Source organism: Bradyrhizobium sp. 26S5, assembly GCF_036923295.1.
GTDB classification, from domain to species: domain Bacteria; phylum Pseudomonadota; class Alphaproteobacteria; order Rhizobiales; family Xanthobacteraceae; genus Bradyrhizobium; species Bradyrhizobium septentrionale.
The window spans coordinates 2,567,377-2,580,830 of record NZ_CP145948.1 but is presented as its reverse complement, the minus strand read 5'-3'; the positions used below and the strand labels follow the sequence as shown (position 1 = coordinate 2,580,830).

Sequence of the window (13,454 nt, the reverse complement as noted above, 5' to 3'; positions counted from 1 at the left end):
TGTAATGCTTCCAGTTCTATGGGCATTTGAGGGTGGCGGGCGGCCCGAATTATTCGGGCGGCATGCAACTCAAATGGTTCGACAAAACTGAACCGGGACGGGTGAACAGCGACCAAGGTGATGCATATCACGTGGTCCAATCCGGAGTGAATCTAGGCTGACAACCAGGCACGGCCTGCCGGGGCGGCACCCAGTGTCTGGCATTCGCTGCGCGGTGAGCGCGCCAACCCATCTCGCGTCGGGCCGTTCGTTCCGACAGGCAAAAAATTGGAAATTCGCTGTGACCACATTTAGTAAAACGCCGCTTCTTGACACGATTCACACGCCGGATGACCTGCGCAAGCTGAAGGTCGAGCAGGTGCGGCAAGTTGCCGACGAGCTGCGCCAGGAAACCATCGACGCGGTGTCGGTGACCGGCGGCCATTTCGGCGCCGGCCTCGGCGTGGTCGAGCTGACCACCGCCATCCACTACATCTTCGACACCCCGCGCGACCGCCTGATCTGGGACGTCGGCCACCAGGCCTACCCGCACAAGATCCTGACCGGACGCCGCGACCGCATCCGCACGCTGCGCACCGGCGGCGGCCTCTCCGGCTTCACCAAGCGCACCGAGAGCGACTACGATCCGTTCGGCGCCGCGCACTCCTCGACCTCGATTTCGGCCGGCCTCGGCATGGCCGTGGCGCGCGATCTCTCCGGCGGCAAGAACAACGTCATCGCCGTGATCGGCGACGGCGCGATGTCGGCGGGCATGGCCTATGAAGCCATGAACAACGCCGGCGCGATGAATTCGCGCCTGATCGTGATCCTCAACGACAACGACATGTCGATCGCCCCGCCGGTCGGCGCGATGAGCGCCTATCTGTCGCGGCTCTATTCCGGCAAGACCTACCGCTCGCTGCGCGAGGCGGCCAAGCAGATCAACAAGCGCCTGCCCAAGATCCTCGCCAACCGCGCCAACCGCGTCGAGGAATATTCCCGCGGCTTCATGATGGACGGCGGCACGCTGTTCGAGGAGCTCGGCTTCTATTATGTCGGCCCGATCGACGGTCACAATCTCGACCATCTGCTGCCGGTTCTGAAGAACGTCCGCGACATGGAGACCGGGCCGATCCTGGTTCACGTCGTGACCCAGAAGGGCAAGGGCTACGGCCCGGCCGAGGCCTCCGCCGACAAGTACCACGCCGTCGTCAAGTTCGACGTCGCCACCGGCACCCAGGCCAAGGCCAAGCCGAATGCGCCGGCCTACCAGAACGTGTTCGGCCAGAGCCTCGTCAAGGAAGCCGAGAGGGACGACAAGATCGTCGCCATCACCGCGGCGATGCCGTCCGGCACCGGCGTCGACATCTTCAACAAGGCGTTCCCGGACCGCACCTTCGACGTCGGCATCGCCGAGCAGCACGCGGTGACCTTCGCCGCCGGCCTCGCCACCGAAGGCTACAAGCCGTTCTGCGCGATCTACTCGACCTTCCTGCAGCGCGGCTATGACCAGGTGGTCCACGACGTCGCGATCCAGAGCCTGCCGGTCCGCTTCGCGATCGACCGCGCCGGCCTGGTCGGCGCCGACGGCGCGACCCACGCCGGCTCGTTCGACAATGCCTATCTCGGCTGCCTTCCGAACTTCGTGATCATGGCCGCCTCCGACGAGGCGGAAATGGTCCACATGGTGGCGACGCAGGTTGCGATCAACGATCGTCCGAGCGCGCTGCGCTATCCGCGCGGCGAAGGCCGCGGCGTCGAGATGCCGGAAGTCGGCGTTCCCCTGCCGATCGGCAAGGGCCGCATCATCCGCGAAGGCAAGAAGGTCGCGCTGCTGTCGTTCGGCACCCGCCTCGCCGAGTGCGAGAAGGCGGCCGACGAGCTCGCCGCCCACGGCCTCTCCGCCACGATCGCGGACGCGCGCTTCATGAAGCCGCTCGATGAGGAGATGATCATGAAGCTCGCGCGCGAGCATGATATCCTGATCACCATCGAGGAAGGCTCGATCGGCGGCTTCGGCTCGCATGTCATGCAGTTCCTGTCTGACAACGCCATGCTCGATAGCGGCATGCTGAAGTTCCGCTCGATGATTTTGCCCGACGTGTTCCTCGATCACGACTCGCCGGCGGCGATGTATGCCCGCGCTGGGCTCGACGCCAAGAGCATCGTGGCCAAGGTGTTCGAAACCCTCGGCAAGGACTACAAGACCGAGACCGTCAAGCTCGCGTAATCGCTTCGGGCGGCGCCCACTGGAGCATTTTTCGGTTCTGATTGAATCAGAACCGAAGCTCCAGGTTCTTCTTTGGACGCGTTTTTCTTCACGCGAACCGGTGTCCACTTCGCTCGAAAAAGCTATAGCCCCGGCAAGTCCATGAACATCTATCTGGCGGGTCCTGACGTGTTCCTGCCGGATGCCGTGGAGATCGGCCGCCGCAAGGCGGAGGTTTGCGCCTATCACGGGCTGACCGGGCTGTATCCGCTCGACAACAGCATCGATCCCACTGCCGCCGGCGCCTCTCTCACCATCTTCAAGAGCAACGAGGCGATGATGGAGTCTGCCGACGCCATCATCGCCAATTTGACGCCGTTTCGCGGCCCCAGTGCCGACGCAGGCACCGTCTACGAACTCGGCTACATGGCGGGACGCGGCAAACTGTGTCTCGCCTATTCGAACGATCCCACGTCCTACGCCAATCGCGTGGCGCGGCTGAGCCAGGTCGTGCCGGCATCCGACGGACGCCTGATCGACGCGGAGGGGCTGACGGTGGAAGAGTTTGGATTGCCTGATAATCTGATGATGATGCACGCGCTCGATCTGCACGGCAGTCCGCTGGTGACGCCGCGCGAGCCGTCGGCCGATCTCTGGCACGACCTAACCTCCTTCGAGGCCTGCGTGCGGCTCGCCGCCGGGCGGCGCCAGCAGGGCGCCAAGTGACCAAGCCGGGCGACAACGACAACGACGCATCCGCCGGCAAGCGCATCGACGTGCTGCTGGTCGAACGCGGCCTGTTCGAAAGCCGGGCGCGGGCGCGCGCCGCGATCGACGCCGGCCTCGTGACCGCCGACGGCAAGCCGATTGCAAAAGCGTCCGAGATCGTCGCGCCCGGTGCCACACTCACGGCCGAGCCGGCGCATCCCTATGTCTCGCGCGGCGGCGTCAAGCTCGCAGACGCGCTCGAGCACTATCCGATCGATATCGAGGGCCATGTCTGCCTCGATGTCGGCGCCTCGACCGGCGGCTTCACCGAAGTGCTGCTCGCCAATGGCGCGAGCCTGGTGTTCGCCATCGACGTCGGCCACGGCCAGCTGCATCCCTCGCTGCAGGGCCATCCGAAGATCGTCTCCATGGAGGCGACCGACATCAGGAGCTTCGAGGGCAAGCGCCTGCCGGCGCGGCCCGACATCGTCGTGATCGATGTCAGCTTCATCTCGCTGAAGCTGGTGCTGCCGGTGGCGCTGTCGCTGGCGGCAGCACCAATGCATCTCCTGGCGCTGATCAAGCCGCAATTCGAGGCGGCGCGCAAACACGCCAAGCGCGGCGTCATCCGCAACGCGATGGTGCACCAGGAGATCTGCGACGATATCGCAGCCTTTGCCGGCTCGCTCGGCTGCACCGACATCCAGGTGTTCCCGTCCTCGATCACGGGTGGCGACGGCAATATCGAATTCTTCCTCGGCGCGCGCCGTGGCTGAGCTCCTCACCATCGACCATGTCGGCCACCGCGGCGACGGCGTCGCGATCGACGGGTCGCAGTCGATCTTCGTGCCCTACACGCTCGGCGGCGAAACGGTCGAAGTCGAGGACGTGCCGGGCAACCATCCCGACCGGCGTCGGCTGCTGCGGGTGGCGCAGGCAAGCCCAGAGCGCATCGCGCCGTTCTGCCCGCATTTCGGCGTCTGCGGCGGCTGCGCGATCCAGCACTGGAACGACGCGCCCTACCATGCCTGGAAGCGCAACATCGTGGTCGAGACGCTGGCGCAGGCGAGTGTTTCGGCCGAGGTCGCGCCGCTGCTCGATGCCCACGGCGCGGGCCGCCGCCGCATCACGCTGCACGGGCGCATGGGCACCCATGAGGTGCTGAAGGTCGGCTTCGCCGCTGCGGGGTCACATGACATCATCCCGGTCGACCGCTGTCCGATCCTCGATCCGGCGCTCGACGGCGCGCTTGAGGCCGCCTGGGCGGTCGCCGAGCCGCTGATCTCGATCGGCAAACCGCTCGACATCCAGGTCACCGCGACGCTGAACGGCCTCGACATCGACGTGCGCGGCTCCGGCGCGCTGCCGACGAGCCTGATCACCACGCTGTCGCGCGTCGCGGAGAAACATCGGCTGGCGCGGCTGACGCGGCATAGCGAGCTGGTGCTGCAGCGCGGCTCGCCGGAGGTTGCGATCGGCAAGGTGAAGGTGGTGCTGCCGCCGGGCTCGTTCCTGCAGGCGACCGTCAAGGGCGAGGAGACGCTTGCGGCGCTGGTTCGCGAGCATTGCGGACGCGCCAAGCACATCGCAGATCTGTTCTGCGGCGTCGGCCCGTTCGCGCTGCGCCTCGCGGAGAAGGCGCGGATCGCGGCGTTCGACAACGATGCCGGCGCGATCACCGCGCTGCAGAAGGCCGCGCAATCGACGCCGGGGCTGAAGCCGCTCAAGGCCGAAGCACGCGACCTGTTCCGCCGCCCCTTGATGCCGCAGGAGTTGCGCGACTTCGATGCCGTGGTGTTCGATCCGCCGCGGCAGGGCGCGCAGGCGCAGGTCACCCAGCTGGCGGCGAGCAAGGTGCCGGTGATCGTCGCGGTGTCCTGCAATGCCGCGACGTTTGCGCGCGACGCAAAAATCCTGATCGATGGCGGTTACGGGATCGAGCGCGTCACCCCGGTCGATCAGTTCCGCCACACCCCGCATGTGGAGCTGGTGGCGCGGTTTGCGCGCTGATCTGCGAACGAGAGGCGAGATATCGGCAGAACGGTAGCAACCATTAGCTCTTTCGGTTGTGTGCGATTGAATTGCCCGATCGCCGTTGAGACTGACGCCGTGCTCGCGGCCATCAAGGCGTGGCCTGTCGAGGGTGGGATGTGGCAGCATTTGAGCGACGGCCATCCTTGACGGCCGCTGTGCGCGGCGTCCTTGTGACGGCAGGTCGGGACGAAGAAACGGTGCCCCGATCGAACAAAGAAACGCTTCAGGTCGCCGGGGCGACGACTGGCAAGTGAGCTTGCCAAGGGGTCGCTCGGGCCACCACGGTGTTGATGAAGATGAGCAACTTCCTGGCGCAGGCGATCAGGGCACGCTTGTGGCCTTTGCCGGCGGCGATCAATCGTTTGTACAGGGCCATGAGCTGCGGATTCCAGCGGAAAGACGCCGCCAGCGCCGCAGCATAGAGCGCATGGCGCAGACGTTTGCGTCCACCGTCGATGTGACGAGCGCCGATGTGTTCGCCGCTGTCGTCGTCATAAGGCGCAAGGCCCGCAAGTGCTGCGGCCTGCTCGCGGCTGACCTGGCCGATCTCGGGCATCCGGACCAGGACGGAGACCGCAGTCGGCAGCCCGGCCCCACCGACGCTGTAGATCAGGTCGAGCCGAGCGGCGAGATCGTGCTGCTTGCGGATCGCTGCCACCAGAGCCTTGAACTCGACGCGTTCGCGCTTGGCCAGACGGGCGATGTCGTCCTTCCAGAGCTTTTGGATACGCGCGTCGCGGCAGCTCTCGAGCCGGTTCTTGAACCGCGCGATATCTTCTCCGATCTGATCGATCAGCGTCAGATGCCCGGCCAAGGGCGGCAATCTTGCATCGGGTGCCGGGTGGATCTTCTTGACCGCAGCGGTGCATGCGGCGATCAGCGCGGCATCGATCCGATCGTTCTTGGCACGCTGCCCGCGGTATTTGGCATAGGCACGCACCTGCGCCGGCTGGAACACCACGACGACAAACCGCTTGCGCCGCAGCTCGACGACGACCGGCTGCTCATAGCCACCGCTCGCCTCGATCCCAATTCGCCTGACCTTATGGCGCCCAAGCCACTCCAACAGCGTCTTGTAACCTTCCGCCGTGTTCTCCACCTGCAGCTGCTCCGAGCCGTCATCGAGCGCCACGTCGAGCTTCCGTTTGCCGGTATCGATCCCGGCACAGATTGTGGTACGCTTGGCCATCTTCCTCGACCCTCCCTTGTGATGCGAACCTAAAGTTCGTTCAACCATGCGGGTCCCGATGAAGTGCCGATCGCGATCTTGCTACGAATAACAGCCCTCAAGGCTTCGATGGGTAACGATCCGATCGATCAGCGGCCCAGCCCGGGCGGCCACCCGAGCTGGGCCATTCCTCACGGAACGAGGCCAGTCTAACCCAGCGCGCTAATACAAGGATGGGTAGAGCGCAGCGAAACCCATCGCGGCGAAAAAAATGATGGGTTTCGCTTCCGCCTTCGCTCTTCGAGCTTAGGCGGACAGGTCGCTAACTTCATCCTACGAGATCACAAAACGAGCCCTCACCGCCCCCAGCGGTCCTGCCAGATCTTCTCGCCGATCGTGCAACTGACCCGCGGCTCCTTCTCGGCGGTACGCACGATCGGTCGCTCGGGGGTGCGGCCGGCGACTTCGAGCAGCAGCTTGGTGCGGATCGCCTCCTTGAACTTCTCGCGATCCTTGATCGTCACCACGAAGGAGCCGGGCCCGCCGATGACGCAGTCCTCGTAGTACAGGTCGAGATTCTCGATATCCATCGTCGAGTAGGAGGGCTCCTTCACCATGATCGGCAACCCGTTGATGACGATGCCCTTGTCGAGCGCCGCATCGCGCGCGGGCGTGATCGGCGCGCCGTTGTTGTTGGGCCCGTCGCCGGAAATATCGATCACGCGGCGCAGGCCGCGATGCGGATTCTCGTCGAACATCGGGATTGCGAAATAGATCGCGCCCGAGATCGAGGTGCGCGAGGCGCGGCGCACCGGCGTCTTCATGATCTCGGCGGCGACCGCATCGGCGGATTCCGGGCCGTCGATCACCCGCCAGGGAATGATGACCTTCTGGTCATTGGAAGCGGCCCATTCGAAATAGGTGATCGAGATCTTGCCGTTCGGCCCGGCCTTCAGCGCCTGCAGGAAATCCTTGGAGACGATCGCCTGCGCATAGCCCTCGCGCTGGATCGCGAGTTCGTCCATGTCCATCGAATAGGAGACGTCGACCGCGATGATCAGCTCGATGTCGACGCTCGGTGTGGATTCCTTTTCGGCCAGCCGGCCGGTCTGTGGTCCCGGGCCCGGCGCGGCAACACCGGCCACATCGCCGCTGGCCAGCATGCCCGCGACAAGCACCGCTCCGATCGAGACATACCAGCGCATTGCGGCCCTCCCGTCGTATGGGTGTCATGGTGACACGCAAATCCGGCGGCGAAAAGCGCTGATATCATTTGTCCTTCACATTCAGGTTAGTCACTTGCAGGTTAGACATCACCTATCTCGAATGAGACAAAACGCGCCGTGCCGTTGCCGCAATGACGCCGTGCAATTCGACCGGTTCCAAGGCGCGCCGGAAGACGGTATTCTTACGGAGTAATCGCGAGGGAGTGCCGGGCGATGCCCGATACCGTCGTCAAGCCGAAAACCAGGACAAAGACCAAGGTCGAGCGGCCACGCCTGCACAAGGTGATCCTGGTCAACGACGACTACACGCCGCGCGAATTCGTCGTCACCATCCTGAAGGGCGAATTCCGCATGACCGACGACCAGGCCTACAAGGTGATGCTGACCGCGCATCAGCGCGGCGTCTGCGTGGTCGCTGTGTTCACCAGGGACGTCGCCGAGACCAAGGCGACGCGCGCCACCGACGCCGGCCGCGCCAAGGGCTATCCACTGCTATTCACCACCGAGCCGGAAGAGTAGCTGTAATCACCGTTCCGCCGGCCGCGCGAGCTACGTCCGCTGGCTGGCCACAATATCGGCGACGACGGCTCCCATCACCAGCGCGCCGCCAATGAAGGCGCGGAGCGACGGCACCTCGGCAAACGCCAGCCACACCCAGAACGGCATCAGCGGGGTTTCGAGGGTGGCGATCAGCGAGGCCTGCCCGGATGGCAGGAATCTGGAGCCGATCGTAAACAGGGTGAGACCGAGACCCACCTGGCATGCCCCGAACATCGCAAGCACGCCGAGATCGGCGCCGGTGACCGCGCCGATGCCCTGCGCAAATGGAAGGCTGACGACGCTACCGAGAACATTCGAGAGCGCCGCGGCGGCGACCATCGGGGTGCCCTTGTGCCGGCGGATCGTCACCGTCATCAGCGCGATCGCCAGCGCCATGATGCATGCAAGGCCGATGCCCCGGTAGTCCGTGATATCCCCGGCGCCGCTGACGGTGACGGCAACGCCCGCGAGGGCGACGAGGCTTGCCAGCAATGTGCCGGGGCGCGCCCGCTCGCCGAGCCACAGCCAGGCGATCGCGGCCGCCGCAAACGGCTGCATCGCGACAATGATCGCGACATTGGCGACGCTGGTCAGTTGCAGCGCCGGAATGAACGTCACCATGCCCAAGGTCGAGAGGCCGGCCACCAGCCATCCGCTCATGGGCATCACGACGAGATCGCGCGCGCCGCGCCAGCCCTGCGTGGCGAGCAGGAACAGCGCGATCGCGCCGCCGCCGAACAGTCCGCGCCAGAACAGGATGGTCCAGGAATCGAAGTGCAGCAGCCGGGTGAAGAACGGCGCGGTGCTCCAGGCCGCCGCGGCCGCAACGACCAGCGCAATCCCGGTGCGATGCTGCGCGTCGTTGTCAGTCACGTCGCGTAGCCGCTAAAGCGCGATGAGACAAGATTGAATCATCCTCGCGCCTTAGCTCCTTCTTTGCGCATGATCTCCGCGCAAACGCGTCCCGCGTTTGTCGCGAGGGAAAACCGCTTCGCACTTTTCCGGATCATGCATTAGCCGGCGGCCGCGCGCGGCGCCTCGTCGAACAGGCCGTAGACCCGCTCGGCCTTGGAAAATCCGGCGATCGGAAACTCGCCGAGATCGCTCCAGCCGCCGTCGCAGATGCCGGCGAAGCGCTCGGAGGCCACCACGGTACGGCCGAGGCGGCCGGCGATCTTCTCCAGCCGCGCGGCGAGATTGACCGCCGGACCGATGCAGGTGAAGTCGAGCCGGTTACCGCCGCCGATATTGCCGTAGAGCACGCGCCCGAGATGCAGCGCGACGCCGAAGCGAAAGCGCTCGACGGCATCGCCGTTGGCGAACTGCAACGCCTCGACGCCGGCGCGGGATGCGCGCGCGGCCTCCAGCACGCGCGAGCAGACCTGCACCTCGTCGCCGAGATATTCGTCGACCGGGAACACCGCGAGCAGGCCGTCGCCCATGAATTTGAGCACCTCGCCGCCATGGTCGCGGATCGCGGTGACCTGGCAGTCGAAGTAGAGGTTGAGGATCTCCACCACCGTCTCGGACGGCAAGCGGTCCGACAGCGCTGTGAAGCCGCGCAGGTCGGACAACCAGATCGCGGCGTCCATCGTATCGGCGTGGCCGCGCCGGATCTGGCCGCCCATGATGCGCTCGCCGGCCCGATTGCCGACATAGGTGTCGAGCAGCAGCGTGGCGGTGCGGCGCAGGGTCACGATCTCGATGTAGCGCGCCAGCGGCACGGTGATCGAGCGGATCGCATCGAGCTGCTCCTCAGTGAAGCCGCCCGGCTGCCTGGTGGTCCAGCTCGACGCATTGACGAAGCCGTCGGTGTAAACCAGCGGCATCGCGACATAGTCGGTGACGCCCTCCGCCTGCAAATCCGCGACGATCGGAAAACGTGAGCTGGCGGGGTCGTCGAGCCGCGCGCGCACTTCAAGTCCCTGCCTGAACACGATCGACAGCGGGCTCACGGCAAATTCCGGGGAGTCCAGAATGTTGTGATCGACGGTGCCGGTTTCGACCTCCGCGCCAGGCGTCCAGAAGAAATGGCGGCCGTAGATCTCGGGATGCAGCGTGCGCACGAAGACGCCGACCCGCCACAGCGGCAGGCCGGCGCGCACCAGGCGTTCGCAGCACTCCGCCATCATCTGCGGCGGGGTCGGCGCCGACCGCGCGCCACCGATCATCCATTCGATGATGTCCCGTAGCTCCGACGCATTCATTGGCAATTCCCCGGGCGATCTGGCGACCGCCACTATATAGGGGATCAGCGCCCGGTCTGCCCGCGGTCGCGCAGAAAATGATCGGCCAGCACGCAGGCCATCATGGCCTCGCCGACCGGCACCGCGCGGATCCCGACGCAGGGGTCGTGGCGGCCCTTGGTCAGGATGTCGGTATCGGCGCCCTTGCGGTCCACGGTGCGGCGCGTGGTCAGGATCGAGGAGGTCGGCTTGACCGCAAAGCGCACCACCACCGGCTGGCCGGTCGAGATGCCGCCGAGCACGCCGCCGGCGTGGTTGGACAGGAAACGCGTGCCGTTGTTGCCGGTCCGCATCTCGTCGGCGTTCTCTTCGCCGGTGAGTTCGGCGGCGCCGAAGCCGGCACCGATCTCGACGCCCTTGACCGCGTTGATGCTCATCATCGCGGATGCCAGATCGCTGTCGAGCTTGGCATAGACCGGCGCGCCGAGGCCCGCCGGCACGCCCTCGGCGACGACCTCGATGACGGCGCCGATCGAGGAGCCGCTTTTCCTGATGCCGTCGAGATAGCTTTCGAAGAACGCCGCCTTGTCCTTGTCGGGACAGAAGAACGGATTGTTGGCGATCTCGTCCCAGTCCCACTTCTCGCGGTCGATCTTGTGCGGGCCCATCTGCACCAGCGCGCCGCGCACCTTGACCTCGGGCAGGACTTTTCGCGCGATCGCGCCCGCGGCGACGCGGGTCGCGGTCTCGCGCGCGGAGGAGCGGCCGCCACCGCGATAGTCGCGCAGGCCGTATTTCGCTTCATAAGTGAAGTCGGCATGCCCGGGGCGGAACTTGTCCTTGATCTCGGAATAGTCCTTGGAGCGCTGGTCGGTGTTCTCGATCAACAGCGCGATCGGCGTGCCGGTCGTGACCTGCATCCCGCTTTCGGGATGCGCCATCACGCCGGACAGGATCTTCACCGCATCCGGCTCCTGACGCTGGGTGGTGAAGCGCGACTGGCCGGGGCGGCGGCGGTCGAGGTCGTGCTGGATCTCCTCCACCGTGAGAGGGATCAGCGGCGGGCAGCCATCCACCACGCAGCCGATCGCGACCCCATGGCTCTCGCCGAAGGTCGTGACGCGGAACATATGGCCGAACGTATTGAAGGACATGGCGTGTCGTAACGCGCGCAGGCAGCGGGGTCAAACAGCTAAGCCGTCATTCCGGGGCGATGCAAAGCATCGAACCCGGAATCTCGAGATTCCCCGATGCGCAATTGCGCATCTGAGGTTCGGTCCTGCGGACCGCCCCGGAATGACGGCGTACCTTAACTATACTTCTGCAGGCCCGCTGCGCCGAACACGTAGACCGCGCCCTGCTCTATCGTGAGGTCCGCGGCCGAAGCCGGGGTCTCGAAGCCGAGCGCCACCATCAGCGCCCGCGCCGTGCCGCCATGGGCAACCGCGACCGTGTCTGAGGTCACCGAGCGGTACCACTCGGTCATCCGCACCTGGACGTCGACATAGCTCTCGCCGCCGGATGGCGACACCGTCCACTTCTCGGCCAGGCGGCGGGCATACACGGCGGGGTCGGCGGCCTGCGCCTGCGCCAGCGTCGAGCCTTCCCATGTCCCGTAGCCAATCTCGCGCAGCCGCGCGTCGAGGGCGTAGTCGCCGGGCGGCAGGCCGAGCTCGGCGCGGACCAGCTCCATGGTCGCGCGCGCCCGGATCAGCGGGCTTGCGACGAACGGCAGCGTCGTCTTGTCACGGCCGTCGCGTGCCAGCAGATCGGCGAGGATGCGCCCGGCATGCGCCGCCTGGGCACGGCCGCGCTCGTTGAGGCCGATGTCCTGCACGCCCTGAAGCCGGCCTTCGGCATTCCATGCGGTCTCGCCGTGGCGGATGTAGTAGATCGTTGGCACCGGCATTCGCTTCAAATATTTCCGGCCCGGAGGTACACCAGCACTTCGGCTGGCGACAAGCCCAAATCGGCCGCAGCTGAGGCGCTATGCATGCAGATCGGCGCAACCGGAATAGCCGCGACGTTAGGGTGTTATGTTTGATGAGGCGGCTAGCGCCGCGACCATCGAAGACTGGATGCATGACCGCGTTTCGTCAAAGTGTCGAAGCCATGATCCCGGCGCTCCGCCGCTATGCGCGCGCGCTGGTGCGTGACTCGGATGTCGCCGACGATTTGGTGCAGGACACGCTGGTGCGGGCGCTGCGCTCGGAGCGGCTGTTTCTTGGCGGCGACGTCAGGAGCTGGCTCTACACGATCCTGACCAATTTGAACAAGAACCGCCGGCGCTCGCTCGCGCGGCGGCCGGCCTTCATGCCGCTGCTCGACAACAATGCCGACGCCAGCGGCACCGAGGCCGAGGGACGCGACATCGAGCGCGCGCTGTCGACGCTGGTCGAGGAGCAGCGCTCGGTACTGCTGCTCGTGATGCTGGAGGGGATGAGCTACCGGGAGGTCGCCGACATCCAGGGCGTGCCGATCGGCACGGTGATGTCCCGCCTCGCCCGCGCCCGCGCCCATGTCCGGGCATCGATCGAGGGCCAGCGCCCGACGCTCAGGCGGGTGAAATGATAGGCTGCGCAACAGCAGGTGTTACGATGAACGATTTTCGAACAAGATTTGGCAGAGACGAATGATATGACCGACCCGAACATCCCCGTCACCGAAGACGAGCTGCACGCTTACGTCGACAACGAGCTGCCGGCCGAACGCCGCGGGGATGTCGAGGCGTGGCTCGCCACGCATCCTGACGACGCGGCGCGGGTGCAGTCATGGCGCGCGATGGCCGAGAGGCTGCATGCGCGCTACGACACCGTGCTGGACGAGGCGGTGCCGAATCGGCTCGAGCTCGAGCGGCTGGTGCGCCAGCCGCGCCGCTGGGTCTATGGCGCGGTGGCGGCAACGCTGGCCGCCTTCATCGCCGGCGGCGGCGTCGGCTGGATCGCGCACGGCGCCGCGGCGACGCCGTCGGCCTTCCAGAGCTTCACGGTCGATGCGCTCGATGCGCACCGGCTCTACGTGGTCGAGGTCCGTCACCCGGTCGAGGTGCCCGGCAGCGAACGCGACCACCTGCAGCAATGGCTGACCAAGCGCTGCGGCTGGGACGTCCGCGCGCCGGAGCTCACTGGGCTGAAGCTGGTCGGCGGCCGCCTGCTGCCCGGGCCGAGCGGGCCGGCGTCGTTCCTGATGTACGAGAGCACGTCCGGCGAGCGCTTCACGGTCTACACCGCCAAGGCGAAGACCGATGCGACCCAGATGCGCTATGCCGTCCAGGGCAGCGACGGCGCGCTGTTCTGGGCCGATCGCGGCGTCGCCTATGTCGTCAGCGGCGGCACCGACCGCAGCCGCCTGACCCAGGTCGCGCAGGCCGTCTACGATCAGATGGAGAAGAGCGGCGGCTGATC

Annotated in this window: 13 protein-coding genes; 7 read left to right on the top strand and 6 right to left on the bottom strand. The window is 66.0% G+C overall.

Annotation, left to right across the window (positions count from 1 at the left end):
- Positions 1–280: 280 nt before the first annotated feature.
- From dxs to V5279_RS12095, 4 genes are all read left to right on the top strand, one after another.
- The gene (gene dxs, locus V5279_RS12110) at positions 281–2,209 is read left to right on the top strand and encodes a 1-deoxy-D-xylulose-5-phosphate synthase (protein ID WP_166298209.1); all 1,929 of its coding nucleotides are present in this window, start codon (positions 281–283) and stop codon (positions 2,207–2,209) included.
- Between the two features lie 141 nt (positions 2,210–2,350).
- Positions 2,351–2,914, top strand: a complete 564-nt coding sequence (locus tag V5279_RS12105) for a nucleoside 2-deoxyribosyltransferase (RefSeq protein WP_166298210.1) — start codon at positions 2,351–2,353, stop codon at positions 2,912–2,914.
- A complete protein-coding gene (locus V5279_RS12100) occupies positions 2,911–3,672 on the top strand; it encodes a TlyA family RNA methyltransferase (RefSeq protein ID WP_166298211.1) in 762 nt (253 codons plus the stop codon). The genes V5279_RS12105 and V5279_RS12100 overlap by 4 nt, the downstream gene beginning before the upstream one ends.
- Positions 3,665–4,906, top strand: a complete 1,242-nt coding sequence (locus V5279_RS12095; protein WP_338697543.1) for a class I SAM-dependent RNA methyltransferase — start codon at positions 3,665–3,667, stop codon at positions 4,904–4,906. The genes V5279_RS12100 and V5279_RS12095 overlap by 8 nt, the downstream gene beginning before the upstream one ends.
- A 247-nt stretch (positions 4,907–5,153) precedes the next feature.
- Here V5279_RS12095 and V5279_RS12090 read toward each other — a convergent pair whose 3' ends face one another.
- Positions 5,154–6,119, bottom strand: a complete 966-nt coding sequence (locus tag V5279_RS12090; RefSeq protein ID WP_338692355.1) for an IS110 family transposase — start codon at positions 6,117–6,119, stop codon at positions 5,154–5,156.
- Positions 6,120–6,454: 335 nt separating this feature from the next.
- On the bottom strand, positions 6,455–7,303 hold the full coding sequence (locus V5279_RS12085; protein WP_029081387.1) for a DUF1194 domain-containing protein: 849 nt from the start codon (positions 7,301–7,303) through the stop codon (positions 6,455–6,457).
- A 234-nt stretch (positions 7,304–7,537) separates the two neighbouring features.
- On the opposite strand from V5279_RS12085, the gene clpS reads away from it, so the two are divergent.
- Complete coding sequence (gene clpS / locus V5279_RS12080; protein ID WP_338697541.1) at positions 7,538–7,843, top strand: ATP-dependent Clp protease adapter ClpS; 306 nt, start codon at positions 7,538–7,540, stop codon at positions 7,841–7,843.
- Positions 7,844–7,873: 30 nt separating this feature from the next.
- On the opposite strand, the gene V5279_RS12075 is transcribed toward clpS, so the two are convergent.
- The 4 genes from V5279_RS12075 to V5279_RS12060 form a co-directional block, all read right to left on the bottom strand.
- Positions 7,874–8,737, bottom strand: coding sequence for a DMT family transporter (locus V5279_RS12075; RefSeq protein ID WP_338697539.1), 864 nt, complete (start codon positions 8,735–8,737; stop codon positions 7,874–7,876).
- 140 nt (positions 8,738–8,877) lie between these two features.
- Entirely contained in the window at positions 8,878–10,071 is a 1,194-nt protein-coding gene (locus V5279_RS12070; protein WP_338697537.1) for an adenylate/guanylate cyclase domain-containing protein, read from the bottom strand.
- Between the two features lie 44 nt (positions 10,072–10,115).
- Entirely contained in the window at positions 10,116–11,204 is a 1,089-nt protein-coding gene (aroC, locus tag V5279_RS12065) for a chorismate synthase (RefSeq protein WP_338697535.1), read from the bottom strand.
- A 155-nt stretch (positions 11,205–11,359) separates the two neighbouring features.
- Complete coding sequence (locus V5279_RS12060) at positions 11,360–11,959, bottom strand: histidine phosphatase family protein (protein ID WP_338697534.1); 600 nt, start codon at positions 11,957–11,959, stop codon at positions 11,360–11,362.
- Between the two features lie 173 nt (positions 11,960–12,132).
- Between V5279_RS12060 and V5279_RS12055 the strand changes: the two genes are divergently transcribed.
- Positions 12,133–12,621, top strand: coding sequence for a sigma-70 family RNA polymerase sigma factor (locus tag V5279_RS12055; protein WP_338697532.1), 489 nt, complete (start codon positions 12,133–12,135; stop codon positions 12,619–12,621).
- Between the two features lie 66 nt (positions 12,622–12,687).
- Positions 12,688–13,452: an anti-sigma factor gene (locus tag V5279_RS12050; protein ID WP_338697530.1), complete on the top strand. Its 765-nt coding sequence runs from the start codon at positions 12,688–12,690 to the stop codon at positions 13,450–13,452.
- Positions 13,453–13,454 lie beyond the last annotated feature (2 nt).

What these genes read in the sequence shown, in the direction of transcription:
- V5279_RS12105 (WP_166298210.1), top strand. Translation starts at nt 2,351, where the DNA reads ATGAACATCTATCTGGCGGGTCCTGACGTGTTCCTGCCGGATGCCGTG.
- V5279_RS12090 (WP_338692355.1), bottom strand. Translation starts at nt 6,119, where the DNA reads ATGGCCAAGCGTACCACAATCTGTGCCGGGATCGATACCGGCAAACGG.
- V5279_RS12085 (WP_029081387.1), bottom strand. Translation starts at nt 7,303, where the DNA reads ATGCGCTGGTATGTCTCGATCGGAGCGGTGCTTGTCGCGGGCATGCTG.
- clpS (WP_338697541.1), top strand. Translation starts at nt 7,538, where the DNA reads ATGCCCGATACCGTCGTCAAGCCGAAAACCAGGACAAAGACCAAGGTC.
- V5279_RS12070 (WP_338697537.1), bottom strand. Translation starts at nt 10,071, where the DNA reads ATGAATGCGTCGGAGCTACGGGACATCATCGAATGGATGATCGGTGGC.
- aroC (WP_338697535.1), bottom strand. Translation starts at nt 11,204, where the DNA reads ATGTCCTTCAATACGTTCGGCCATATGTTCCGCGTCACGACCTTCGGC.
- V5279_RS12060 (WP_338697534.1), bottom strand. Translation starts at nt 11,959, where the DNA reads ATGCCGGTGCCAACGATCTACTACATCCGCCACGGCGAGACCGCATGG.
- V5279_RS12055 (WP_338697532.1), top strand. Translation starts at nt 12,133, where the DNA reads ATGACCGCGTTTCGTCAAAGTGTCGAAGCCATGATCCCGGCGCTCCGC.
- V5279_RS12050 (WP_338697530.1), top strand. Translation starts at nt 12,688, where the DNA reads ATGACCGACCCGAACATCCCCGTCACCGAAGACGAGCTGCACGCTTAC.